Source organism: Fictibacillus nanhaiensis, assembly GCF_049537595.1.
GTDB classification, from domain to species: domain Bacteria; phylum Bacillota; class Bacilli; order Bacillales; family Fictibacillaceae; genus Fictibacillus; species Fictibacillus nanhaiensis_F.
In genome coordinates this window covers 262,678-287,885 of sequence record NZ_JBMULM010000002.1, presented here as the reverse complement: position 1 = coordinate 287,885, position 25,208 = coordinate 262,678, and the positions used below count along the sequence as shown (strand labels likewise).

Genomic DNA, 25,208 nt, shown 5'->3' with positions numbered 1-25,208 from the left:
TCCAAACAGTTCTTTACATGTAGGTTCCCCTGTTAAGCATTTTTTAAACGGTACTCAATCTTGTTCAAACCACCCTTTTTTCTTGAACCAAATGGACATAACAGCTCCTAAAAAGATCATAAAACCAAGTACATAGAAGTAACCATTCTTTGTTTGAAGCTCTGGCATGTTTACAAAATTCATCCCATAAAGGCCCGCAATAAAGGTTAACGGCATGAAGATCGTTGTAATTACGGTTAATGTTTTCATGATATTGTTCATACGGTAAGAGTTAAGGGAGATATAATTGTCACGAATATCCGATGTCATCTCTCTGGCTGAAGTCATCATATCGGTTAGCCTTAGGAGATGATCATATATATCATGAAAATAGGACCTTTCATCGGCATCTAAACCCACTCGTTTTGATTCGAGCATCCGATACAGAAGCTCGCGCATAGGCACGACCGTTTTTCTTAATGTTAAGAGATCTCCTCTTATATCAAATATCTGGTTAATGATTTTGGGTGCTTCATCATCTTCGTTGCTTTCGATGGAAATGACCCGTTCTTCTAATTCATGCATAATAGGAAAATACATATCTACCAGTTTATCCATCAGCTTATGAAGAAGTTCATTTTTACCGAGTTCAGGCGGAATCGTCTCGAGTCCACTTAAATACTTCCATACAAAATCAATCTCTGGAACGTTTGTTTTATGATACGTAACCACACAGTTTTTTGTTGTGAAGATATCAACCTCAGTTGCTTCAAGTGTCTTATTGTCCAGAGCGTGCACCACATAAAACAGGTGATCTTCATAAAATTCAACCTTCGGACGTTGCAAGGCATTCACACAGTCCTCAACAGCAAGAGGATGGAAGTCAAAAAAAGTGCGCAATAAATTGGTTTCACCAGATGTCGGACAGTCAAAGTCAACCCAGAACCAATCAGGCTTCATTTCATTGATCTGTCGAAACGGTGGATTGACGATTACTTTATGATCGATGATAGCGATTGTACGGACCATGATTACACCTTCTTTCACTTATTATCATTTCCCTAATTTCTTTAACTTTTTTCAGTGGTTTGAAACATTTGTTTAGAATGTAGCATTTATCTACAATAATCGATGCTTTTTATTTTGACAATAAAAAAACTACGGTCTTTTAATAATTGATAAACAACTTTCTGATTTCCTTAATCTGTTAAAATATAGTGAAGTAAGGTATGGGGGGATTGTTGGAATTGAACAAAAGAATGTTACTATTTTTTGTTTTCATTTTATTAATGGTTTTAAGTGCTGCCCTTTATAAATTCGTTCTCGAGAAGGACCGCTACTCATCTGTTTCAATAGTTCCCGAGCATCGCAACGACCTCCCACTATACAAGGGATTAGAATTTCAAGACCATCATTATTTAATTAAGGGAAATCATTGGTATGAAATCTATACATTTTATAGAGATACACTTCCGCACCATGGGTGGAAGCCCGTTTATAAACAGGCCTCTATAGAAGATTGGGGAGGATTTATGTTGAGATTCCAAAAAGGGGATAAAGAACTCCATATTGATGGAGGGTGGAACCCAAATGTTAATGAAACAGAAACTACTTTTGACCTTAATCCTGTCCAACATTAAACACATAATAAGTAGATGAAAAATTTGTTTGTTAATATTGATGGAATCCTAACCGTATGTTGAGGTGTTAAATAAACCCTTAGCCATGATACGGCTAAGGGTTTAACTATGCGTTTCTTTGACTAGCTTCTAGTAATGGCTCGTACATCATGATGGCATGATTCTCTGTTACATATTCATCATCGATCTGTTTTCTTTGACGGTTAAATACTTTGCGATGTATCAAGTTATGCCTTAAATATCCACCCCAATAAGCAGGCGTGATCCAATGTTCCTTTTCATACACTTCATATGATTGCAGTGGTTCTTGATCTGTCCGCCATTCTCCCACAAGGTGAGTATCCGTTAAATAGAGGTGAAGCTGGTAAGGCTGATTCGTCGTGTTCTTAATCTGCAGATCTAAGTAGTTATAAGCACAAGTCGCTCCGCTTCCAAACGGCTGTGTACGCTTCGAGTCTGGAAACACATCATAACTGTGACGGTGACGCTCTGTGACAGAGAGCGGAGTATGCAGTGTCATCCAATAGATCAAGTTCGAGAGCTGACACAGGCCACCACCCGTCCCCTTTTTAAATTTTCCGTAAAACAAGATCATACCATCAACATACCCTTTAGAGCGCTTTGTCGTTCCAATACTCTTCCAATACGAAAATGTTTCCCCAGGCTGGATCACGATACCGTTCAATTGTTTGATAGCAATCGAGAGGTTTTTCACTTTATTATGCTGATACCACATCTCTACATCTTTTAATTTTCGAAGTAGAATCGACTGATGTGAAAAATGAACAAAGGGAAGTTGTTCATTCTTCCTTGTTTTGGCGTACCTCTTCTCATCTGTAAACCACTCTATATATCTTCTAAGCATAAAATACTTTTTCCCTAAAGAGATTCGTAATGCCGAACGCCGCTTCGGACGCAGGTCAAAATGGTTCATTTGCTTACTCCTTTTGCTCAATTTCTTTATGGGGAATAAATTGTTTGGGGTCAGACCCCATTTCCCATTATCTTCTAATTCCCTATTAACCATTTATTTTCCTGTGGAACTTGCGTTATAGTGTGGATATTGCATAATAAAAATTTACTTCATAAAGTTTATATTTTATGATGATATTTAGTTTATAGAGTTGGAGGAATTATCGGATGCTCGACAAATCGTTTTTACAGATGAATACCGTATTTATAAGCATCCTCATCGAGGCACTTCCATTCGTTCTGATCGGGGTGCTCATCGCTGGTGTCATACAGATGTTTGTCACTGAGGAGATGGTGGCACGTATCATGCCTAAGAATAAGATAGGCGCTGTTTTATTTGGGGCTGTTTTAGGTGCGATCTTTCCGGCGTGTGAGTGCGGAATCGTACCCATCACAAGAAAGCTGATCGAAAAAGGTGTTCCTGTTTTTGCCGCCATACCTTTCATGCTCACAGGTCCGATCATCAACCCTGTCGTTTTATTTTCAACGTATGTTGCGTTCGGAAACAGATGGGAAGTCATGATATATCGAGGCTCTCTTGCCATGATTGTTGCCGTCTTATTAGGTTTTATCCTTGCCGTTCAATTTAAAAATGTAAAAGTTCTTAAGAATGAATTAGGTGCTGTTTCACGCTCACCGTTTAACAACGAGACGGCAGCAACAGTTTCAACGCCAAAGGTTTCTTTTTATAACAAACTGAAAGGTACGTTTGTGCATGCTGTAGAAGAATTCTTCTCTGTCGGAAAATACTTAGTGATCGGTGCTTTAATTGCTGCGAGTATGCAAACGTACGTAAAAACATCAACACTTCTAGAGATCGGACAAGGTGAAGTATCATCTTCACTCGTGATGATGGGATTAGCCTTTATACTCTCTCTTTGTTCAGAAGCTGATGCTTTCATCGCGTCTTCGTTTCAAAGTACATTTACAATCGGTTCGATCGTTGCGTTCCTTGTCTATGGTCCGATGCTTGATGTGAAGAACGTCCTTATGATGCTAGCTGCTTTTAAGAAAAAGCTCGTTGTTAGTCTTGTTGTAAATATCACGATCCTTGTTCTAGTCGGATCTCTATTTCTTTAAAGGGGGTGCACATCTATGATTCGAATCCTGATCTTAATCGGATTTACCTTTTTGTTCATGCATCTGCATGCTACAGGTGATATTAGCAAATATATTAACATGAAATATTCATATATCTCGTTCTCTGCCATATTTATTCTTGGCTTTCTTACGCTCGTTCAGTTCTATATTTATGGAAAGAGTGATGATGGTGAACATGAACACGATGATTCATGCACACCTGATTGTGGACACGATCATCATAAGAAACCTTCTCGACTAAAAAATGTAACTGTAAACAGCATTCTCATTTTCCCAATCATTTCAGGGTTATTCTTCCCTATCGCCTCTCTTGATTCTGAAACCGTAAAAACGAAAGGATTCCACTTTAAAGGTCTTGAGAACGAGGGCGATTTTGGTGAGCACCAGTTTTTAAAGCCGGATACAAGTGTTTATTATGGAAAAGAAAGCTACAATTCTATCATGGATCAAGAACTGAAGCCCTTTACAAAAGGAGACCAGGTTGTACTTAACGATAAGAACTATCTAAAAGGGATGGAGAGCATCTATTATAAACCGGGCATTTTTCTTGGTAAAGAGGTTCAGTTTAAAGGGTTCACGTACAACGCAGAAGATCAAACCTCAAAATCGAACGAACTCTTTCTTCTACGTTTTGGTATCATTCACTGTATTGCCGATTCTGGCGTTTTTGGCATGATGGTCGAATTCCCAAAAGGCACATCATTTCCTAATGACAAATGGATCGAGATCGAAGGCAGTATAGAAACCCAATATTATCAACCTTTTAAAGCCGATATTCCTTATGTAAAAGTGAAGAACTGGAAAGAAATCGAGAAACCAAAAGAAGAATATGTGTATCGAGGATATTAAAGCAACCGGACATCTTACGTCCGGTTTTTCTTTTTGCTTATATAGTTTGCGATCGTATTAAATTCACGATGATTTCACCGAGCTGTCTTCCAAGTGACAGCCCCTCGTCATTATCTACTTTAAAATGAACACCAGCATATAACCTAGACATCGCGCACTCTTCCATGAGCAGATGAATACGATTTCTTTCTTGAGGAAAATAATAGCTTAGGATAGGTTCCGTACACCCTGCCATAACAGCATGTGCCGATGGATAACCAGGAAAACTAGGCGTCATCAACACAGTCTTTAAGTTTCGGTCGTATTGACAAGGTCGTGCAACATCCCAAAGATATTTAAAATGCCAGGTGATGACGAAAGCATCATTGATAGCTGCTTGATAAAATGCTAAAAATCTAGCAGCCTTTGTTGAAGCAAGCCCATACGTTTCCATCATCTGAAAAACGATTGGAATGATCTGTTTATTCACCTCTCCTGCAGCCCACATTTGAGCAATACGAATCTGCTCAGGTGTGATCTGCTGCATGACCTGTTGTACTATTAGTATTTCATTTTCCCAATTAATCGTATGAGGATCCTTTATTCTCCACGTGATTTGATTTCGAAACGGATCCAAGAATGTATTGCCTTCTCGTGCTATAAAAAACATCGGCCAATTACCTGCTTCTGGCGTTACGGGTGTCGGGGGATAGCTTTCACCCGGATAGGGTATTTTAGACCACCTCAAATAATTTCTCATCTCATCCCCCCTGGTTCACGTGATACCCCATGTTATGTGAAGGGACAAAATGATTAGAACAAAGTCATAATCTTAAAAGTGGTCAAACAAACATTTTCTTTTCATATTGAAGATATCCCTTCTCTGCAGAAATATTTAAAACGGTACAAGCCGTCTCTGAATCTATCACTTCATCCTTAATTTCTAAAGTGTTCGATTAAAAAAAGATGTCCAAACTTATCAGAAAGAAAACTACGTAAATCCTATATAAAAAAAGTAAAATAACTTATACAAAGTTTAGATATGTATGATTACATTTATTCTTCTCCTTCAAAGAGAATAAAGAATGATGACCCGATCAAACTGCTTTTCACAACCACTGCCTTTACTTTAGAACAACGTTAAGGTGTTGCAGAATGCGCACCTTTTCCCCTTTCATTCATTCCCTCTATTCAATCAGCTTCTCATTTGGTATCATTTTCCTTAAAACATGAGGAGCTGATCATAATGACTTTGCTTAAACAATCGTTTAACTTTGTGGCTGATTCGTATGAAAAGTACCGGCCTACTTATCCACAAGAGCTTTTTGAAGACATTATTCGTTTTGCAAACCTTGATGAGGATCATACTCTTTTGGAGGTAGGAAGTGGGACTGGTAAAGCTACAGAAGGTTTTGTCAAAGAAGGCATCTCAACCATCACTTGTATTGAATATGGCGAAAACTTAGCTCAGCTCACTCAGAAAAAGTTTTCATCGTATCCAGATCTTCAAGTAATCCATTCAAGTTTTGAAGATTGGAATCTTCCAGAAAAGGTCAAATATAATCTTGTCTTTTCTGGAACAGCTTTTCATTTTATTCCTCATGAGACAGGGTATCGAAAAGCCGCCTCTCTTTTGAAAGATGATGGGGTATTAGCGCTCTTCTGGTTTGTTCATATTCCTTCTTATGAACCCGTGTACGCTTCTATTCGTAAAGCGTATGCATCCTTTGCTCCTCACTTAGAAGACAGCCATGCTCCTACACTAGCTGAATTTATTGAGGAGCGAAGTAAACAAACGCTGGAATCTGGAGCGTTTCAAAATTTAAAAACACGTACATACACATGGAACCAAACCTATACAGCTGAAGAATATGTAGGATTATTAGATACACATTCTGGTCACCAACTATTAGCTCCTGAACAAAAAGCATCGCTCTATGAAGAAGTAAGAAAAGCGATCCTAGCGCAAAATTCAGGTGTGATTACAAAAACACATGCAGTTGCATTATTCTTAGCAAAAAAGAAGTGAAATTTTTAAATATCTATGGGCATTCCCCTTCAAATGTCCTGTTTTCTCTTAGTATGATCTATTCCTAGGAAAGCTGTACTATTGTTTCGACAATTAAGAGGATATTTATCGATTGAGAGAGAATTATGGAGAAAACCAAGAAGGGAGGAAAAGAAAATGAGTGAAGTGATCATCCGTCATCTTGTGAAACGTCATTTCACAAAGAAAAACATACAAGATCAGCATCTTCAACAGCTGCTTGTACATTTTCTTCTTTCAGCAAGGAAAGATAAACATTAAAAAAGATAAAGATATCGCCATCATATAATTCTTTTATTAAACAAGAGTATCTGATTTTTAGCAGATACTCTTTCTTATTTATGAGTATTTAATGCTTTCGTTAATATTTTCAGAGCTTGCATGATCGTGTTTCTTTCAAATTCAGAGAGTCCTTCGATATTTTTATTGAGACGTGTACTCAAGATCGTATTTAAATGAGATAACGTATGAACTCCTTTTTCACTTAATAGAAGAAAAGAAATTCTTTTATCACTTGGATTCACCCTTTTTTCAACAAGACCCATTCTTATTAATGATTTCACTTGCCTGCTGAAGGTCGTTATATCCACCCCAACGTTATCTGCAATGTGTTGCATAGAAGGCTTTGAGTGTTTACTGATCTCATACAGGATATGACTAAGTGCTAAAGTCAAATCTTCTTCTACCAAACGACAACTGTTCTTTTGTAACGTTTCATATCTTCTACTTAAATTCTGCAGCAGATCTCTGACATCTTCCACAATTAAGCACCACCTTGTTTCCACTATAAGGTATACGCAGAATAATTAAAATGTTTTTTAAATAAAGTACCCTTAAAGCCGATATAGTTTTTTTTACCTATATCTCTTCAAAGAACACCCTCTTTTTTTAGCGTATTCTGTAGTTCTGAGAGTGTTTTTAGTACGAAAGACTTATCTACATGCAAGAAATTAGGTTTACTTGTCATTCTATCGGGGTATCCCATAGTTATAGAGATAAAATAGTGGCTAATAAATGTTTGGGGGTATCATTAAATATGTACAGAGTGGAGCAGAAACGCAGCAAATTAGGTATGTGGCTCGAACAGCATAATAAAGATACTGATTGGTTGACCCGAACGTCTGGTATCGAAAGACAAACGATAGAAGAGCTCGCCTACAATCCAAATAAAAATCCAAGAATGATATGTTTACGGAAGATATTATATGCGGTAAAAAAGGTTGATCCTACTACTAAACTTAGTGATTTATGGGATATGAATTAATACAAGCACCTCAGACATAAATGAGGTGCTTGTTTTTTTCATGTTAATCTTTATGCAATAGATCATCTACTTTTGCACGCATAGAACTCACTACTGTTTTTTTGTATCGAACAGCAAGTAAAAGCACAATTAGTCGTTTACGCAGAGACAGTTCATAATAACGTGGATTCTCTTTAACGAAACACTTCATGATGGAAAGCGCAGTGGGACTCACTTTATTAAAACGTTTAACTTCCTTCTCCTTTTTTAGAATTCTGAAGCTCTGTAACCAATTCTTTATGTCTGTTGTTCTAGGATGTTCATCAATCATACATAATGCATACTTACTTTTTGTGTGTTTTGTTAAATATTCATAACGATCATTACCGCTAATAATACTAAATCCCGTTTTCTTATCTCTCTTTACTACAAGCATATGCATAGAATCCCACATTCTATTTTTTAGCATCTTCACGTGTTCCGTTAATTTCACCGAATAATCCGGCTTAATTTTAGATAGATGAATATATTGAACATTCAACTTCATGCCATATCTCCTCTTTCCGGTGGAGCATCGTGTAAGTATTCTATGACAGTATGTGTGCAAATGGTGCCTATGGATACTTGTTTAGGTTGGTTTTGAGAGTAATTGATTTTCGCTATAGGTTGTTGTTTCCCCAGGCAGACCCAACTACAAAATGAAACACCTTTAATCAATAAGTAAAAGAGCCACTCCCCGCACGTTTTTAGCTAACGTAACGAGGAGTGACTCTTAAATGTTTTTATGCAGCTCTATTTTTCCGAATAAAATTACGAATATCACGATTTCCGATAAACTTCTTAGACTGCTCACACCATAGCTTAAACGTTAACGATTTTAAGCTAGTAAGAAGAGTAAGGGTTGGTACATCTTGAAGTCGTGGATCACTTTTGTGTGCTTTTTCCAAGTGATAGTTCGGCACACGAGAGTTCAAGTGATGCACATGGTGAAAACCGATGTTCCCTGTAAACCATTGTAATACTTTTGGCAGTTTATAAAACGAGCTTCCTTTAAGAGCAGCTTCAACATAGTTCCATTTTTCGTTATGTTCGAAATACCCATCTTCAAACTGATGCTGAACATAAAATAACCAAACTCCTGAAAAAGTTGCAATGTAGAAAATCGGAAGTTCAACTAATAAGAAAGCTTTCCATCCAATCGTAAATCCAACAGCCAATACGATCGTTACTAATGCGACATTCGTTAACCAAACATGCATTTTTTCTTTCTTTGAAGCATTTTTTGCATTAAATCGATAATCGATCAAGAAAATATATAGTGGTCCGATCAAAAAGAGCACGATCGGGTTTCGGTATGTTCTGTATTGTAATCGTTTAAACCAAGAAGCTTCTGCGTACTCTTGAAGCGTCATTGTCCATACATCACCAACCCCACGTTTCTCAAGGTTTCCGTTCGTTGCATGGTGTGTTGCATGGCTATTCTTCCACTGTTCATACGAACAAAACGTAAACAGACCCGTAAATATTCCCACGATCTGATTCGCTTTTCTGCTTTTGAAAAATGAATAGTGTGTGCAATCATGAAAGATGATAAATGTTCGAACTAAAAAACCGGCTGCTGGCACTGCACAGAGCAGTGTCAACCAAAATGATATATTTAAACTCAAATAAGCCAATACCCATAGAATTAAGAATGGTCCTACTGAATTAACTAACTGCCATACACTTGCTGATATACGCGGGCGCTCAAATGGTGCTAATTTTTTCTTCCATTCACGAATGTCGTACTTCGAATGTTCGCTCATTAAATCAGTCTCCTTTAACTTCACATCTTCCCTATCTTATCACATATTTTGAATTTAGCACCCACCTATATTTGTCGAATTGTGAACATATTATATGACTTGGTACTAAAACCACGTAAAAACCGGCCTCTCACAGGGGAGAAGGCCGGAAAATAAAATATAATTTTTTTATTTTTTTGCGTTGATGTAAAGTTTGCCTGATGCTCTTTCGCTCGTTTTGTTGCCATAATCATCTGAAGCGATTACTTCAACTACTGCACCTGGTGCTTTAACATTTGTAGTTGCTGTGTAGTAGCCTTCGTAATGACCTTCAGACGTTTCACGCATTGGAAGCTCAGTTGCGTTCGCCACCCCGCCCGCGTTTGTTAGAGGCATATGGATAACGAATACTGCATCCAATCCTGGCGAACTGTCGAATTCGATCTTCACAGACTCTCCGCTCTTCAGCTCTTTGTCTGTGTCTGGTTTCAAATTCTCAACTACTGGAGCTTCAAATTGCGCATAAACGGTTACCGTTTTCGAGTGACGATTTCCAGCTTTATCAAGCGCAACCACTTTGACCACATTTTCTCCTTCATTTAAGAGCATACGGTAATTATAGTTACCGTCTTCATCAACTTGGGCTTTTTGTCCGTTTACTTTTACCCAATCAAGGTTCGTTTCATCAACGGTACCTTTAACCGTTACAGATTCACGGTTTGTCTTCAGACCATCAGCAGGTGATGTGATGCTCACTTTTGGTTTTGTCTGATCGAGCGTCACTGTTACTGGTGCGGATTCATCTGTTGAACCACTCTCAGTAAAGGCTTTAGCCGTTAAGGTGTTTGCACCCTCTTCTAGCGTAACTTCAGCAGAGAACGCACCTTCATCTGTCGTTTCTGCAGTAGCTACTTCCTCTCCATCTCTGTAGATTTCAACAGAAGTGGTTGGAGCAGCGTTACCTGTTACGGTTACTTTTTCTTCATTTGTAAACGATCCATCGACTGGAGATGTAATAGTTGGTGCCGTTACTTCGTAGTTTACAGTCGCCCTGATCATATAGTTACCTTCATCTTCTGGTGATTGTGACCATGCACCACTCAAGCTTTGGAAGCTTCGTCCTGACCATTCTCCATCTTCATCTGTTGCAAGACCTGGTGTGTTCGGGTTCGCAAAGGTTTGGATATACACCATATAGAAGTCTCCTCCTACCATGATGCCGTGCTGACTTAAGTCAACATGTGTCCACTCACCGTTACGCAATGCTGTTGCTTCAAATGGTCCAGCAAGCTTTTTACCTGGTGTCCCATCTGGTCCACTCGCATCGTATACAGCGACTTGGAATGCTGTTCCACCCGGTACTGGCCATTCTGTATCCCAGAATCGGAACAATCCTCCCGTTACAGCCGCTTTTTTGTTACCATCTGCAAGTGACATCTTTACTGCCCAAGCGTTTCCTGCAGCATTCCATGCACGAGCATTTTCAGCTGTACCATCGTCATACCCGATCTCACCTGGGTAACCGATGAAAGGTTTTAACGTGATGTCTTGATCTGTTGTTTCATCACCTGTTACGGTAACGGAAACTTCTTCCCCATAATAAGAAGGAGCTAGTACTTTTAGCGTGTATTCGCCTTCATAGGCAGAGATTTCATACGTACCGTCTTCATTCGTCTGTACAGGTGCAACCGCAGCATCTTCAATGAGCATCACAGTAGCTCCTGCGATTGGTTCTCCTGTCACCTCATTCGTAACCGTACCTGATACGGTTCCTCTTGGAATTTCTTCAAGTGTAAAGTTCGCACGTGCAGTTCCGTCCGCTTCTAGTGTGATTGATTGTGTTTGGGAACGGAAACCATACGCCTCTGCTTGTACAGTATATGTTCCTGCTGCATGTGTTAAGCTATACGATCCATCTTGAGGATTCGTGTAAACAGAACGTCCTGTTTCAAGAACACTAACCTCTGCACGCATCGGAAGTGCTAGTGGAGCACCCTTACCCTCTTTTGAAGGTTCTTTTTCCGAAGAAGGTTTCTTCGGCATGATTTTAGATGGATCCACTTTTGGTTTTGCTTGAGACATAGGCGCTTTTTCAACCGCTGGTGTTCCACCAAGTTTTGCTTTTTTCGATGGTGCGATCGGTTGGTCATGTAACTTCACATCATCGAGGTACCAGCCTGCTTTTACGACAGAACCGTCAGAAGTTACATTGAACGCAACGTAAATGCGTTGTCCTGCATATTCACTTAAATCTACCTCTCCGTCAATCCAACCACCGGAAGTAGAGTTTACACGAAGCTTTTGTGTCCAGTTTTCCATATCTGTTGATACGAAAACGTGACCGTAATCATAATTTCGTTCGAGATCGTGCCATTGTTTGAACTGAAGATAGGTGTTGCCTTCTGGAAGATCAACAGGAGGCATTACGAGTGTCATGTTTGCACTGTTCGCATAGTTTCCAGCAAGATTTGAAGCATATACTTTTTCACCAGAGAATGCTGCACCAGGTCCACTTGTTGGTACACCATGCTCCCAGCTGTTATTTGCTCCAAAAGACGTCCAGCCTGTTTGATTTCCTTCAAAATCCTCACTGTACCCTGAAGAGATTCCAGGTAGCAGTGCAACGGTATAGTTATCAGTTGAAACGGAACTTCCTCCAAAATCGATGGCTGTCCATTTATAGACAATGGAATCACCCGTTAATGCTGATCCTGGAATAGAAGCGCTGTACGTACCCCATTGATAATCTCCACTTGTACGTTCAGCAGTCACATCTGACCAGCTTCCGTCTTCGTTCTGATAGCTTAATACAACTGAAGTGACACTAATGTTATCAGACACTTCGGCTTCAAGATTTAATGGCATTTCTTTGTAAGATTCAGTTGGTCCTTCATGTGTGATGGAAGGAGCTTCACTGTCTTCTCCTTCTTTTGTTACAGTTCCCTCAATTCTGCCTAATCCCGTTACTACTGAAGATACGGCTGTAAATGCGTTCACAAGTCCATGTCCATAGCCATTGTTTGGAGATTCAGGGAAAGTCGCATCTGTAAGAGGAGTGGCTGAATTCAACAAGATCTCTTCAAGCTCCTCAACAGTCAGACTGGAATCAGCTTGCTTCAATAAAGCAACTACTGCTGAAACGTGTGGTCCGGCCATTGATGTACCATTCCAACCACCTTCATATGCACTTCCTGGAACCGCTGACCGGATATTTACTCCCGGTGCTGAGATTTCAGGTTTTGTTTCGTCATATGGAGAAGGTCCTTGAAGTGAGAAACTTGCTAAAGTGTTATTGATATCCGTTGCACCTGTTGCAAAGGATTCTGGATAGTTTGCTGGAGTCGCAACTGATCCAGGCCCGCCTGGGTTAAAGATTGTTGTGTTACCTGCAGAGAATTCTGGGAAAATCTCAGCAGATCGCCAAGCTTGTACCATCTCTCTGTACCATTCATCAAGTCCTGCTCCGCCACCCCATGAGTTGTTTACAACGTCTGGTGCTTTTTCAGGGTGCGGATTACCTTCTGCATCTTTTGGTGCTAAGATCCACTCACCGGCTTCAAGAAGATCAACATCTGATCCACCTGATGCAGAAAACGCTTTTACAGCAATCCATTTTGCTCCTGGAGCAACACCGATCTGATTGCCTCCGTTCGGTTCAGCACCTACCATTGTTCCCATCGTATGTGTACCATGTCCATCATCATCATATGGAGTAGCTTGATTACCAACAGGATCGAACCAGCTGAACTGGTGATCTGCTGCATCTGGATTTTGAGGATTGTATCCGCGATACTTTTCTTTTAGTGCGGGGTGGTTCCATTGAACACCTGTATCGATGTTGGCAACAACTGTACCAGCCCCATCAATACCCATTCCCCAAACCTCAGGAGCACCTACACGTTCGATATTCCATTCAATAGAAGAAGTATCGTTTTTCGGTTGAACCTGTAGTGATGATTTTGGAAGTTGCTTATTCGGAAGCTTTACAGAACTTACAGGTTGAATAAGCTGTCTTGTTTCGTTTGGAAGTACTTTTTCAACCTCTGGGAAAGCTGCAATTTCTTCCATTACTTCTTTTGTCGCCGTTACGGCCATACCGTTAACAACATAGAAAGATTGGATTTTTTCAGCTTTACCGGCTTTTTCTTGTTTTTCTAAGTATTTTTTCATGTGCTGTTGAGTTTCTAGCGCGTTTGCGCGAAGTGTTGAAACGATCGTAGAACGTTTCATTAATTTTGTTTGATTAGAAGAAAGTTTTTTAGATTTAGCTTCTTTAGCAGCTTTTTTCGCCACTGCAGCCGTATCTACTTGTTCTTTGAACTTAATAAGAAATGTAACCTTATCCTTCTTGCTGAATTGCTCGTTCAGTTTCTTTGCAACCTTACTCGTATTACCGTCTAATGCTGCCTCTTTCGCTGAAGTAGAAGCCTTACCTTTTGTGGTAGCAGCATTCGCTTGAGATGGGAACATCATTGGAACAATCATTAAAAAAGCTAAAAATACGGAAAGCCAGCGTACTTTTTTTCGTTTTTTACTCATGTAACTTTTCCCTCCCTGGTCTATTTGTTTTTGGTTGATTTAACTAACCTAGCAAGAATTCTGTCACACCTCCTGTATCTTTTTATGAAAATATAGTAATTCTTTGTTGTTATATAAAGGTTAACGGAACACACCTGTAAGATTATGTATTTTTTTGTCGCGAAAAGTACTAGTAATTGGAAAATAAACCCTTTGTATGACAGCTATTTTACTAACTCGTGACTTTTGGTTAGTCATTTTTTGCTATCTGTTAATTTTTCTTAGATTGCGAAACTTATGGCACGGTACACAACTACTTATTTTTGTAATATAAAATAATGAAAATGAAAAATGAGGACTCAGTCCCTTTATTGGTGTTAAAAATAAACTAGATTAATTCCAATATTTTCTTTGTTTTTTTCAATTGCAGGGATAAAAGAGATTCACCGATCTATAAGTGAGGCATTGTCCCTTTCATAGAAGCAGGTCATATGTCGGAAAAACCGGTATATTTTCCTATTAAAATTGCATACTATTACTTGAAATATTATGGTTTGTTACAATATTTTCATTTCAAACTTTATAAAATGTCGTTTTTTGACAAGGGTAATCTCGTAAATAATTTTGAAGGCAACAAAAAACCTTCCTCTAAACGAGGAAGGCACTGATTATTCTGGCCGTTCTAATGAAAAAGTTTCTCCAAGCTTTACATAGTTCGTTCCTGCTAATCTCCCAACAGGCTTTAGCTTATCAGCATCTATTCTACCATTCTGGTAGAGTTCCTCTGATATATGATAATGAACGACTCTTCCGATTAATAGATCAGTAGAGGGCTTGTCGGGTGTACCACCAAGTGGAATAATCTGTTCAACTACACATTCCAGGCGTATTTTGGATTCAGCGATCCCTGGAACTCCTACTTTGACAGATTGAGCTTTTGTTAAATTTGTAAGTTCAACTTCGCTCTGATCTCGCTCAAGGTTGGCAGCAGTTTGATTCACAGCTTTAATATACGTTTCGTCTGGAATATGAACTACGAATTCACCTAGCTCTTCTGCATTTCGTGAAGTATCTTTTTGAATACCATCCTTCCTCCCAACGGATATGGCGATAAGAGGAGGATTGGAAGTTAACGCATTAAAATAGCTGAAAGGTGCAGCGTTTAAAACACCTTCTGATGATAGAGTGGTAACGAACGCAATCGGTCTAGGAATAATACTTCCGGTTAGAAACTTATAGTTCTCTTTTACGGATAATTCTTGAGGATCGATAGACTTCATGAATTTTCACCCGCTTTACTATTTTTTTAGGCTGGTTTCGATTCTCTTGTAACTCTTTCAATAGAAGATAATGATTCAATTGTGACAATAGGCGGTATCTATGATCTAATTGTCTTATATTTTGACTTATTTTTAACAAAAATGACTTATAGCAAGTGTTTATTGAACCACTCAGCTGCTTCTTCTACTTCAGCTCTTGATAACTGATGCCCCATGTCATTCCATTTTAGATGTACTTTTGCGCCTGCGTTGTTCAACAATTGCTGCAACTCTTCCGTTTCTTGAGGAGGACAGATCGGATCGTTTTTCCCTGCACCGATAAAAACAGGAAGTCCATCTAGCTTTGGAAGTTCAATTCCTCGTCTAGGGACCATCGGGTGGTGAAGGATTGCTCCTCTTAATGAATTTTCGTAGTTAAAAATTAAACTTCCTGCAATGTTAGCTCCGTTCGAATAGCCTACTGCTACTACTTGATCGCGGTTAAAATCATACTTATTTGCTGCTTCTTCAATAAACTCGTAAAGTTCTTTTGTTCGAAAGATTAAATCTTCTTCATCAAATACACCTTCTGATAAACGGCGGAAAAATCTCGGCATGCCGTTTTCAGAAACATTACCTCTAACACTTAATACAGAGGATTCTGGTGAGATCATTTCTGCTAATGAAAGTAAGTCCTTCTCATTTCCTCCGGTACCGTGTAATAACAGAAGTACCGGCTTGTTTACATCTGTCCCTTTTTTGAATAGATGGATCATTGGATATCCTCCTTTAAAATTCTTGCTTCTGCAGGTTGTAGATGATTTTCAATCTGTTCTCTATGAGGCTCAAGCCATGGTGGAAGCAATAATTTCTTACCTAACTCTTCTTCTGCCTCATCGCGAGTGAACCCTGGTGGGTCAGTCGCAATCTCAAACAATATGCCGCCTTCTTCCCGGAAATAAATCGCATTAAAATATTGTCGGTCAATGATTTCTGTTACCTGAAACTCATTTTGTTTAACATGTTGCTGCCATTGTTCATGTTCTTCATAAGATGAAGCTCGCCAAGCGATGTGGTGAACGGTTCCTACTCCACTCACTCCTCTAGCTTCAGGCGATAGTTTGATATCAATCACATTTCCAATGTCACTTTTTGCATGAAACCGGATGTAATCTCCGTCTTGCCCTACTTTTTCTAACCCCATCACTTCTGTAAGAACTCGCTCTGTCTTCTGTGGAGCAGCTGAAAGAAGTATAGCTCCACCAAATCCTTTAATGGCATGTTGAGGAGTTACCTCGCCAAATGACCATTCGCTATTCTTACCTTCTTGCCTCGCAACAATTTCTAGACGCAATCCATGAGGATCGAGAAATTCTAGATATTCTTCTTGAAAACGAACGGTCTTTTTATACTCTACCGCAAATTTCACAAGTCTTTCTTCCCAAAAAGGTAAGGAACCTTCTGGTACAACAAAAGATGTAGTTCCAACTTGACCTGAGCCTACTCTTCCTCTGTAAGCATCCGGCCACGGAAAAAACGTCATGATCGTTCCCGGACTTCCTCCTTCATCTCCAAAATAAAGGTGATACGTTCCTGGATCATCAAAGTTTACAGTTTTCTTAACAAGTCTGAGGCCAAGAACACCTGCATAAAAATCTACATTCTCTTGGGGATTACCAACAATCGCAGTTATGTGGTGAATACCATCCGTGTGCATCGTCATATCCAATACATCCTTTCAGTTGCATTTAACTTATTTTTTGTAAGTTAAGTATATGATTTTCACTTACTTTTGTCAAGTAACTATATTGTATTGATATGAATGAGCATAAGTAAGTATAAAGACCGTTAACTCGTATTCATTATGGACGGACAAGAGATTACTTAAGCCTATACCCCTTCATACTTCTGTGAAACAACATTCAAGAGTGGGTGTTTCCAAAGTTTTGTGAAAGAAATAAAAATCCACGTGGAATCTGTAGATTCCACGTGGACAAATTTAAATTTTTGTATTTGTTTGGGGTCAGACCCCTCTAGAAGTCGAAGTTGTCTGGGTCTGGACCTATGCGACGATCTTCATTTAACGCATCAATCTTCGCCATATCTTCTAGAGAAAGTTCAAAATCAAAGATATCTGCATTTTCTACGATGCGGTGTTGTTTAACTGATTTCGGAATCGTTACAACGCCATTTTGAACATCCCAACGTAGGATGATCTGAGCTACAGATTTTCCGTGTTTCTCTGCTAGCTCAACCAATGATGGTTCTTCTAACAGTTCACCTTGCATCAGCGGGCTCCATGCTTCAAGTTGGATGTTGTTATCTTTACAGAATAAAAGAAGCTCTTTTTGTGCTAAACGTGGATGGTATTCTACCTGGTTCACCATCGGTTTGATCTCACAGTCTGCCAAGATATCTTCTAAGTGATGCACTTGGAAGTTAGAAACACCAATCGCTTTTACTTTTCCGTCCTTGTAAAGCTTTTCAAGAGCACGCCACGTTTCTTTATACTTGCTCTTTACCGGCCAGTGAACGAGATACAAGTCGAGATATTCGAGCCCAAGCTTGTTCATGCTCTCTTCAAACGCTGCAAGCGTTGACTCATAGCCTTGATCTTTATTCCATACTTTAGTCGTGATGAACAATTCTTCGCGAGGAACACCCGCTTCTTTTATAGCTTGTCCAACACCTTCTTCATTTTTGTAGATGGCTGCTGTATCAATACTCTTATACCCTGCTTCAATCGCCCATTTAACAGAATCAATTACTTCTTGTCCTTCTTCAACTTTAAATACACCAAGTCCAAACCATGGCATCTTAACTCCATTGTGTAAGACAGTCGTATCTTGCAATGATTTAATCGTTGTCATCTGTTTAATAGCCTCCCATTTTATAAAAGCCAAATTTTGTTCCCTAAAAAGATATTGTCACATTCTGCTGTAGAAAGGAAACATTTCGACTTTTAGAAGGTATTTAAATCCTTCTATGGAAGTAGTATCCAACACAATATGAAAATGGGGTGTTGGTGTGAAGGACAATCTGATTCAATTTAAGACTAAAAGCGAATCATCTAAATCTATGCCTGAACAAGAATTTACCCTGATCCAGGAGATACGTGAACTTCTATCAGAGTTTCACTGTAATTATCCTTTAGTAACAAAAAAAGCGATCCTACTTCGTATCGATCAACTAACAGATGAACTCATCTTCAATAAAAGATAATTAAAAAGAAAATTGTCTTTGATACACATTCAGCAATACATCTAGTTCTTGGCTGCATTTTACCGTTTCATTGCTGGTTAAGCCATTGCGGTCTGCAACTTCTACCAGCTTCTCTTTTTTTTCTTTTATACATTCCATGAGAAGAGAGTTATTCCATTCTTTTTTCTCCACGAAAATCCGCTCCTCTTGTGTCATTTTTATATACCTCTTGCTTATTATGAACGCTTTTTTTATCCTTGAAAATAGATTCACCAAAAGAAGAAGTAATCTTACAAAAGCGGACATTTTTTTACATGACATATCGTCATAAATACCCAATATATCCTTCAATATGATCCAATATTCAGCCGCATTCGCCTACTTTCTTACGAGCAACCCTAGCATTTCCACTCGCAAAAGAAGCGTTTTTTAATCTCTTTTCTATAAATTCATTTCCCTTATAAATGAAGGCTGTTTTCGTAAACTTTGTTGCTTTTGAAAGTGTTGATTTCCGTTCCAGACTGCTCGCTTTCCACGGGGCAGGCGCTGAGCCACATTCGTACGTTTCACTCTTAAGTGTCTCAGCTGCCCGCCTGTCCCGTAGGAGTCTCGCACCTTCCACTACAATCAATTGTCAAAGGTGACATGGGTACAAAGCAACAATCCTTTAGAAAAGAGCGTAAAAAAAAGGATGGGCGACTTCCCATCCTTTTAACCTTTTTTATCATTGTAATAGTTTACAGAATACATAGCTCCTTCTTCTACCATCTTGTTGTCATCAACATCCATCGGATCAGGATGACCTGCTTTATTGATAGGTAGTTGCGTACGATCAATGTGATGAGGTCGAACTCTTCGTTTCATATCCTTAAATTTCATTTTTGTTTTAATACGGTTTGGTTTGAAAGAGAGCCATACTAACGCTCCTGTACCAAGACCAATCAAGGCCCAAGATTGTGTTTTCAATAACTTACTCGTTGTTTTCATTTGAGTTTGAGTTGAAGTTTGCATGAATAACGCCTCCTTGCTTACATTTACCCCATTTCAATACATTCGTAACATCACATTTTCTTTTCAAATATTACATCTGCCTATTTCCTTAAAATCTAAACATTTGTCCATACACGCTTTCTGGAGTTTACATATACTGTATCGAAGTCGAAAGTACACTTTTAAGGAGGAGTTTTTAGAATGTATGCAAATTCACCGGTAAATGCTTCACTTGCAAACGCACCAATGTATGGTGGCGGATATGGTTATTGTGGTGGCGGAGGTTATGGAAAGAGTTTTGCGATCATAGTAGTTCTATTTGTCCTTCTCATTATTGTTGGCTGTTCGTGGGCATATAAAGGCAAAGATTGCTAATTTTATGTGCAGAAAAAAGAGGTGCGGGTTTAGTCCCCACCTCTTTTTTTATTTATAGGAATGGTTTTGCTGTTTTCTTGAGAGATACCGTCCTTACAAAATCAATGAGTCTTGTGCTAATCCACTGACACATTAATGCGAATAGAATAATCTCAAGTCCTAGAGTTAGCGATGTTCCCAATAATACAAAACTATTGATAAGAAAAAGGATGGTACCTGGCTTCTTACCAGTCCATTTAGAAAGAATCAGTGCAACGATATCCATCCCACCTGAAGATGCACCGAATCTAAACAGAATGCCTACGCCTGTTCCGAAGATAATCGCTCCGTATACCACATCAACAAGTGTACCATTAAAGGGAGTTATCGCATGAGTATACATCCAATCCACAACGATGGATGTAATTGCTACACAATAGATCGTCCATAATGCTGTTTGTTTGCCAAGCGCCTTTAACGCCAACAGCAATAATCCAAAATTTATCGTCCATAACGTTAAACCTAGTGATACATTGAAAAAATAATCATTTAGTATGGCAACACCCGCTACACCGCCAGAAGGGATATTGTGAGGAAAAAGAAATGCCGCCATAGCTAGTCCTTGCAAAAAAGCACCAAATGTTAACCACATGACTCGCCGCAAAACAAAAACCCTTTCTCTTTCGTTGATAATTCCCTTCTTATATTAAACCTCTTCACCTGAAATTCAAGAAGTTTCACAAAATAAAACACATATGAGCGAATGTTTGATCATATCTTTTTAATGATTACTCCTTTTTAGAGGAATAGGGCCCTGTTCATCTCTTTTGCAGGAATAACACGAAATGTGGAGCAGCAGAAAGGTGGACAAGAAAATTGACACAACACAATAAAAGAGAAATCGAGATGCTTGAACAAAAAGCGCGCGAAGAGCACAAAGATGCAGAACAAGCACGATCTGTAGTTGGTGATGTTTATATTCAAAAAAAATTTCATGAAAATCGATCAACGGTTCAACCTAAAAAAAACAAATAAAAAAAAGCAGTCGTATGGCTGCTTTTTTTATGTTTCTCTATATTTTTATGATAATGTGCCTGTTCCTAAACTTCTTAATGCATCAACTGCTCCCCTGCTATCTTCTCCAGTTGCAGAAACGCAGCAGACCCCTTGCATGCCATTTAAAAGACTCATACTAAGGTGGCTTTTTGCATTGATTCTTAACGTGTTGCATTCAAAAAAGATCTGGCATTGTTCAAACTCATTCGCTTTGACGACCATCTCATGGATCCAAGTTGGTCTGATCTTCTCTTGTACCATAAAGTAAGTTTTCATTGTATGACCCTCTTTCAGTCCTCTTCATTTTTGATTTTACTAGCAAAATGTAAAGAGCGTTTTAACTCCATGTTAGAGTTTTATGGCTTATGCATTCAATTTATGAAGAATCTGAAAAATAATGGTATGAAAAAAGAACTAATTTGCAACATTATGAGTATGACTGAAAAAGGAGTAACATTATGGCTTATTACATAGCATGCGATTATGATGAACCCGATCGTCAAAGTTACAGAGGTATCGTAATCATCGATACATTAACAAACGAGGTAGCACACCGTTTCTTTTCTGGAGACTTTAATCAAGATTTTCAAGAATACAGAAGCTGGTTAGAAGACACAGAACCTTATTATTTCGAAGGTGATAGTTTGTTACATTTCGTTGGTGATCTGCATGATCCTGCATTAAACGAAAACGATGAGTTTTATCACTAGAGAAATCCCCTTCTTCATTAGTACTTGAAGAGAGAATAGTGATTTCATCCATTACTCGCCTTCTCTTGTAACCAGCAGAGGCTGCATTCTTAAAAAAAGCAAAACAAAAACACCATTCAAAAAGTTGGATGGTGTTTTTTACCCATTTCTAGTCTTTATTCGTAGAATCAATGATTCGGATAGGATTGCCTGTTGCATCTTGGTAGATCGCATATCTTCCAGGAGGAATCGTGCAAGGTAATTTAACGAAGTTCAGCTTTCCCTCATGTTCATGATAGAAATCATCTACACTATCTACTAAAAATACGCCACCTGGTCCAAGATCATGTTCATCTTCCTCAATCATCAACTGCACTTCACAATCTTTCATGGACATCCCTAGTACTTGATTACCTTCACGCCAGGCTTCAGTCATGCCAAGACCTTCATAATATTGCTGAGACTCTTGTAAATCTTTTACTGGGTGAAACAAAAACGCGAGCTTCATACCAATACCCCCTCGTAAAAAATTCGTGATCATGTGCTAGATTTATATTCCTTTTTACGTTTGTGTATTCGTTAAATTCCCTCTCTTCTTCTTTATTTCCTGCTCATTTTTATAAAAAGCTTTATTTTAGAAAGACTGCTTAAATGATTGGTCTTTACTCACTCTAGAAATTTCCTGAAAATCTTTCAAGCGCAAGATAAAAGACTGATCTATCTACAGAGTGTGTGTAGATAGATCAGTCTTAGAAACTTAATACGGATACGGCGGATATGGGTATGGCGGATAGACAGGGTAGATTGGGTACGGTCGTGGTGCTAGTGCTAGACCTGCGATGGTTCCAAGTGTTAGTCCTACTAATGCAGGAGCAAAAAAGAAGCGGTTGCTGCTCTCGTCCTGACTCTCTGAACTATACGGTAGAATATACGCTTTACTCTCATCTACATGCTTAAGAACACCATGATATCTTGTGCCGCAATGACAATCAATATATACCGATCTGCCTAAATAACTACGGCACAGGTGATATGTTTGGTATGACAAAGGGTAAACCTCCCAGCTTGTTTTTGCCTTCTCTACACCATATGTCCAACCTGTTATTTTGACAGAGACAAGAGTCTACCGTTTTTTATTTTTCTACTTTTGGCTTCAAAACGAGATGCTGATCTTTCGGCCATCTTTTCTGATCTAGAGCAGTTTCGTGGTACTTTCCTGTTGCCCAATCTTCAACCTGATCTTCATACCAAGGGCTTAGTATATGGCCGGATTGACCTGGCCCTACTACATGATAAGATCTCGAAGTATCAAACATATCGATTACCATGCGCCAAGCTCCACCGTGTGTAATGTTGCCTGTTTCCCGGTCCCATCCGGCTACACCAACTGTCACTCTACTCCCACCCATGCTTTGTGTAGGAGGATTAAATAATAGATGTAAAGGTTTGATGGCAGCAAGAGGATGTTCAAATGTTAACGTATGAAAGTCTCCCCATTCCCACTTCGATGAATCATCCCCAAATTTTTCTGATAGAAAGGTTATCATCGATTCAAAAGAGCGTTGAGTAACTTTTTCTAACCCGCCATTTTCTCTAATCCATGGGCCGGGATCTCCAGCGTTCGCCTTTCTTATCAGTTCGTCCACCACTTGTTCCCTACCATCAAACATCTTCAGCATCTCTTCGCTGATTTCTTCCTTAAACAACTCATCGCTAAAATGACTCATCCAAATATGGAAGATTAATGGAGCAGCACTATCTTTGCTATCGCTATGGTTCCATTTTTTCAGAAGTGAGATAACTTTCTTTTCCTTTTCGTTCAATGGTTTTTTCATTACTTGTTGCATAAAGATCGGGAGCATTTCTTCTGCTTGTTTGTTTTTTTGATCGAGCTGCAGAGATTGCATGTCTTTTGCCGTAAGCTTTTCTTTTCCTTCAAGTACTTCTACGATACGTTGTTGTCTATAAGGTTGAGCAAATGTATCCGAAATATGATAAGGATAAGAATCATCAGTAACTTTATTGTTCGCAGTCGCAATATATCCTTTTTCAGGGTTTAGACTCGTTGGCAGTTCGTCCCACGGTATATACCCTTTCCATTCATATTGATCTGTCCATCCTGGAACAGGAAGTGACGTATATCCCTGTTTACGAATTGGGATCAATCCGTTTGCTTTATAGGCAATCGTTCCGTCTGTACTAGCGAAAACAAAATTTTGTGCAGGTGTATGAAACGATTGGAGCGCTTTTTCAAACTGATCCCAATTTTTTGAGCGGTTCATCATAATGACAGCTTCAAGCTCTTTTGAAGGTTGAAGAGCTGTCCACTTTAACGAGAGAGCTGTACCTGGTTTATCATGATGTGCAAACTCTGAGATAATAGGTCCGTGTCTCGTGATTACTACTTCGTGATCTATGTCCACTTTGTCCTTTACTTTGATTCTTTCTTTTACTACATCAGCTTTTTCCCAGTTTGCTAAGTATTGAAATTCATAAGAGTTCTTTGGGTTTCTTTTTTCAACATATAGTTCTTGAACATCCGGTCCTACATTCGTAACACCCCATGCGATCGTCTTGTTATGTCCTACTATAATGCCTGGTATTCCTGCGAATATTACACCGGAAACTTCATAATCTGGAGCTTTAAGATGGGCCTGATACCAGATAGATGGTGTACCTAGTGAAAGGTGTGGATCATTTGCTAGGAGCGGCTTACCCGATTTCGTCTTATCGCCACCAACTACCCAGTTATTACTTCCATTATGATAGTTTGGAATTACCGATCCTGCGAAACTTTTCTCAAAATCAATACTTTCTGTTTGAAGATCCTCTAAAATGGTTGGCGCGTCCTTCGGATATTCTGGAAATAGATCCAAAGCTTTTTCTTTTGAAAACGTTTCTGTTAAATAATATCGAAATGCTTGTCCTTCCCAATGGCCACCAAGATCGAAAGCCATATATTTACCGATTACGAGGGAATCAACGGGGGTCCATTTTTTAGGCTCATACCCAACGAGCAAGAATTCTATAGGTAGGGTATTATCTTTCTTCGCCTGGTCCATATAAGCGTTCACACCATCTGCGTACCATGACAAATATTGTTTCATTTCAGGAGAATACTCATCATAAGAAGCTTCTGCCGCTCTTCTTAAACCTAATGTTCTAAAGAACTTGTCACGGGTGAGTGTTTTTTCCCCAATTACCTCACTAAGCATGCCTGAGGCCTGTCTTCTGCTCAAATCCATTTGAAACATCCTGTCTTGCGCCGTTACAAAACCTTGAGCCATAAATAGGTCTTTCATCGATTCTGCTTCAATATGGGGAACTCCATCTTTATCTCTATAAACATCTACATTTGCCTGAAGTCCGGTTAGAGGAATGGCCCCCTTAGTTACAGGCTTGCTTTTTTGTAGCAAAAAATAGGCTGTACCTGCTGCAGCTGCTAGAATCACAACGATAGCGATGCCGATAATCACTAAACTTTTTTTCCAAGTAATTCGTTTAACGGACTTTTTTTTCTGAAGCGTACTTTCCACCTATAGACCCC

Annotated in this window: 28 protein-coding genes; 10 read left to right on the top strand and 18 right to left on the bottom strand. The window is 39.0% G+C overall.

Features of this window, described 5'->3' with window-relative positions; all coding sequences use genetic code 11:
* Positions 1–54: 54 nt before the first annotated feature.
* Positions 55–1,026 (bottom strand): magnesium/cobalt transporter CorA, encoded by a 972-nt coding sequence (corA, locus tag ACOZ9X_RS12765; protein ID WP_423418501.1) that lies wholly within the window; start codon positions 1,024–1,026, stop codon positions 55–57.
* Between the two features lie 194 nt (positions 1,027–1,220).
* On the opposite strand from corA, the gene ACOZ9X_RS12760 reads away from it, so the two are divergent.
* Complete coding sequence (locus tag ACOZ9X_RS12760) at positions 1,221–1,619, top strand: hypothetical protein (RefSeq protein WP_423418500.1); 399 nt, start codon at positions 1,221–1,223, stop codon at positions 1,617–1,619.
* A 106-nt stretch (positions 1,620–1,725) separates the two neighbouring features.
* Here the strand turns inward: ACOZ9X_RS12760 and ACOZ9X_RS12755 are convergent, their stop codons facing one another.
* Positions 1,726–2,553, bottom strand: coding sequence for a VanW family protein (locus ACOZ9X_RS12755; RefSeq protein WP_423418499.1), 828 nt, complete (start codon positions 2,551–2,553; stop codon positions 1,726–1,728).
* A 206-nt stretch (positions 2,554–2,759) separates the two neighbouring features.
* On the opposite strand from ACOZ9X_RS12755, the gene ACOZ9X_RS12750 reads away from it, so the two are divergent.
* Both ACOZ9X_RS12750 and ACOZ9X_RS12745 read left to right on the top strand, forming a co-directional pair.
* Positions 2,760–3,671 carry a permease gene (locus tag ACOZ9X_RS12750; RefSeq protein ID WP_423418498.1) on the top strand — a complete coding sequence of 304 codons (912 nt, stop codon included), beginning with the start codon at positions 2,760–2,762 and terminating at the stop codon, positions 3,669–3,671.
* 15 nt (positions 3,672–3,686) lie between these two features.
* A complete protein-coding gene (locus tag ACOZ9X_RS12745; protein WP_423418497.1) occupies positions 3,687–4,541 on the top strand; it encodes a TIGR03943 family putative permease subunit in 855 nt (284 codons plus the stop codon).
* Positions 4,542–4,578: 37 nt separating this feature from the next.
* Here ACOZ9X_RS12745 and ACOZ9X_RS12740 read toward each other — a convergent pair whose 3' ends face one another.
* Positions 4,579–5,280 carry a vanadium-dependent haloperoxidase gene (locus ACOZ9X_RS12740; RefSeq protein ID WP_423418496.1) on the bottom strand — a complete coding sequence of 234 codons (702 nt, stop codon included), beginning with the start codon at positions 5,278–5,280 and terminating at the stop codon, positions 4,579–4,581.
* Positions 5,281–5,766: 486 nt separating this feature from the next.
* On the opposite strand from ACOZ9X_RS12740, the gene ACOZ9X_RS12735 reads away from it, so the two are divergent.
* Together ACOZ9X_RS12735 and ACOZ9X_RS12730 are read left to right on the top strand one after the other, a co-directional pair.
* On the top strand, positions 5,767–6,549 hold the full coding sequence (locus ACOZ9X_RS12735; RefSeq protein WP_423418495.1) for a class I SAM-dependent methyltransferase: 783 nt from the start codon (positions 5,767–5,769) through the stop codon (positions 6,547–6,549).
* A gap of 156 nt (positions 6,550–6,705) precedes the next feature.
* A complete protein-coding gene (locus tag ACOZ9X_RS12730) occupies positions 6,706–6,828 on the top strand; it encodes a hypothetical protein (RefSeq protein ID WP_255520062.1) in 123 nt (40 codons plus the stop codon).
* 74 nt (positions 6,829–6,902) lie between these two features.
* Here the strand turns inward: ACOZ9X_RS12730 and ACOZ9X_RS12725 are convergent, their stop codons facing one another.
* Positions 6,903–7,328 (bottom strand): MarR family winged helix-turn-helix transcriptional regulator, encoded by a 426-nt coding sequence (locus ACOZ9X_RS12725; protein ID WP_423418494.1) that lies wholly within the window; start codon positions 7,326–7,328, stop codon positions 6,903–6,905.
* A gap of 275 nt (positions 7,329–7,603) precedes the next feature.
* On the opposite strand from ACOZ9X_RS12725, the gene ACOZ9X_RS12720 reads away from it, so the two are divergent.
* Complete coding sequence (locus ACOZ9X_RS12720) at positions 7,604–7,831, top strand: XRE family transcriptional regulator (RefSeq protein WP_423418493.1); 228 nt, start codon at positions 7,604–7,606, stop codon at positions 7,829–7,831.
* Between the two features lie 43 nt (positions 7,832–7,874).
* On the opposite strand, the gene ACOZ9X_RS12715 is transcribed toward ACOZ9X_RS12720, so the two are convergent.
* The 7 genes from ACOZ9X_RS12715 to ACOZ9X_RS12685 all read right to left on the bottom strand — a co-directional run bounded on the left by ACOZ9X_RS12715 (position 7,875) and on the right by ACOZ9X_RS12685 (position 18,241).
* A complete protein-coding gene (locus tag ACOZ9X_RS12715; protein WP_423418492.1) occupies positions 7,875–8,357 on the bottom strand; it encodes a hypothetical protein in 483 nt (160 codons plus the stop codon).
* 235 nt (positions 8,358–8,592) lie between these two features.
* Positions 8,593–9,615 carry a fatty acid desaturase gene (locus tag ACOZ9X_RS12710; RefSeq protein WP_423418491.1) on the bottom strand — a complete coding sequence of 341 codons (1,023 nt, stop codon included), beginning with the start codon at positions 9,613–9,615 and terminating at the stop codon, positions 8,593–8,595.
* A gap of 168 nt (positions 9,616–9,783) precedes the next feature.
* Positions 9,784–14,133 carry a S8 family serine peptidase gene (locus tag ACOZ9X_RS12705; RefSeq protein WP_423418490.1) on the bottom strand — a complete coding sequence of 1,450 codons (4,350 nt, stop codon included), beginning with the start codon at positions 14,131–14,133 and terminating at the stop codon, positions 9,784–9,786.
* Positions 14,134–14,780: 647 nt separating this feature from the next.
* A complete protein-coding gene (locus tag ACOZ9X_RS12700) occupies positions 14,781–15,392 on the bottom strand; it encodes a flavin reductase family protein (protein WP_423418489.1) in 612 nt (203 codons plus the stop codon).
* A 146-nt stretch (positions 15,393–15,538) separates the two neighbouring features.
* Positions 15,539–16,147 carry an alpha/beta hydrolase gene (locus ACOZ9X_RS12695; RefSeq protein WP_423418488.1) on the bottom strand — a complete coding sequence of 203 codons (609 nt, stop codon included), beginning with the start codon at positions 16,145–16,147 and terminating at the stop codon, positions 15,539–15,541.
* Positions 16,144–17,094, bottom strand: coding sequence for a ring-cleaving dioxygenase (locus tag ACOZ9X_RS12690; protein WP_423418487.1), 951 nt, complete (start codon positions 17,092–17,094; stop codon positions 16,144–16,146). Before ACOZ9X_RS12690 ends, ACOZ9X_RS12695 begins: the two co-directional genes overlap by 4 nt.
* Before the next feature lie 310 nt (positions 17,095–17,404).
* Positions 17,405–18,241 carry an aldo/keto reductase gene (locus tag ACOZ9X_RS12685; protein ID WP_144702534.1) on the bottom strand — a complete coding sequence of 279 codons (837 nt, stop codon included), beginning with the start codon at positions 18,239–18,241 and terminating at the stop codon, positions 17,405–17,407.
* Positions 18,242–18,398: 157 nt separating this feature from the next.
* Between ACOZ9X_RS12685 and ACOZ9X_RS12680 the strand changes: the two genes are divergently transcribed.
* Positions 18,399–18,593, top strand: a complete 195-nt coding sequence (locus ACOZ9X_RS12680) for a hypothetical protein (protein WP_137790405.1) — start codon at positions 18,399–18,401, stop codon at positions 18,591–18,593.
* Here the strand turns inward: ACOZ9X_RS12680 and ACOZ9X_RS12675 are convergent, their stop codons facing one another.
* On the bottom strand, positions 18,594–18,764 hold the full coding sequence (locus ACOZ9X_RS12675; RefSeq protein WP_370568694.1) for an aspartyl-phosphate phosphatase Spo0E family protein: 171 nt from the start codon (positions 18,762–18,764) through the stop codon (positions 18,594–18,596).
* Between the two features lie 519 nt (positions 18,765–19,283).
* Positions 19,284–19,583, bottom strand: coding sequence for a hypothetical protein (locus ACOZ9X_RS12670; protein WP_144702537.1), 300 nt, complete (start codon positions 19,581–19,583; stop codon positions 19,284–19,286).
* Positions 19,584–19,763: 180 nt separating this feature from the next.
* Here ACOZ9X_RS12670 and ACOZ9X_RS12665 point away from each other — a divergent pair, with 180 nt between their 5' ends.
* The gene (locus ACOZ9X_RS12665; RefSeq protein ID WP_289496746.1) at positions 19,764–19,937 is read left to right on the top strand and encodes a YjcZ family sporulation protein; all 174 of its coding nucleotides are present in this window, start codon (positions 19,764–19,766) and stop codon (positions 19,935–19,937) included.
* A 52-nt stretch (positions 19,938–19,989) separates the two neighbouring features.
* On the opposite strand, the gene ACOZ9X_RS12660 is transcribed toward ACOZ9X_RS12665, so the two are convergent.
* On the bottom strand, positions 19,990–20,580 hold the full coding sequence (locus ACOZ9X_RS12660; protein ID WP_423418486.1) for a YitT family protein: 591 nt from the start codon (positions 20,578–20,580) through the stop codon (positions 19,990–19,992).
* 212 nt (positions 20,581–20,792) lie between these two features.
* Here ACOZ9X_RS12660 and ACOZ9X_RS12655 point away from each other — a divergent pair, with 212 nt between their 5' ends.
* Positions 20,793–20,951: a hypothetical protein gene (locus ACOZ9X_RS12655; protein WP_423418485.1), complete on the top strand. Its 159-nt coding sequence runs from the start codon at positions 20,793–20,795 to the stop codon at positions 20,949–20,951.
* Between the two features lie 45 nt (positions 20,952–20,996).
* On the opposite strand, the gene ACOZ9X_RS12650 is transcribed toward ACOZ9X_RS12655, so the two are convergent.
* Positions 20,997–21,248, bottom strand: a complete 252-nt coding sequence (locus ACOZ9X_RS12650) for an HPr family phosphocarrier protein (protein WP_144702543.1) — start codon at positions 21,246–21,248, stop codon at positions 20,997–20,999.
* A gap of 182 nt (positions 21,249–21,430) precedes the next feature.
* Between ACOZ9X_RS12650 and ACOZ9X_RS12645 the strand changes: the two genes are divergently transcribed.
* Positions 21,431–21,682: a hypothetical protein gene (locus ACOZ9X_RS12645; protein WP_144702546.1), complete on the top strand. Its 252-nt coding sequence runs from the start codon at positions 21,431–21,433 to the stop codon at positions 21,680–21,682.
* 148 nt (positions 21,683–21,830) lie between these two features.
* Here the strand turns inward: ACOZ9X_RS12645 and ACOZ9X_RS12640 are convergent, their stop codons facing one another.
* The 3 genes from ACOZ9X_RS12640 to ACOZ9X_RS12630 all read right to left on the bottom strand — a co-directional run bounded on the left by ACOZ9X_RS12640 (position 21,831) and on the right by ACOZ9X_RS12630 (position 25,197).
* The gene (locus ACOZ9X_RS12640) at positions 21,831–22,169 is read right to left on the bottom strand and encodes a VOC family protein (RefSeq protein ID WP_137790409.1); all 339 of its coding nucleotides are present in this window, start codon (positions 22,167–22,169) and stop codon (positions 21,831–21,833) included.
* Positions 22,170–22,418: 249 nt separating this feature from the next.
* Complete coding sequence (locus ACOZ9X_RS12635) at positions 22,419–22,709, bottom strand: hypothetical protein (RefSeq protein ID WP_423418484.1); 291 nt, start codon at positions 22,707–22,709, stop codon at positions 22,419–22,421.
* A gap of 85 nt (positions 22,710–22,794) precedes the next feature.
* Positions 22,795–25,197 carry a penicillin acylase family protein gene (locus ACOZ9X_RS12630; RefSeq protein WP_423418483.1) on the bottom strand — a complete coding sequence of 801 codons (2,403 nt, stop codon included), beginning with the start codon at positions 25,195–25,197 and terminating at the stop codon, positions 22,795–22,797.
* Positions 25,198–25,208: the final 11 nt, after the last annotated feature.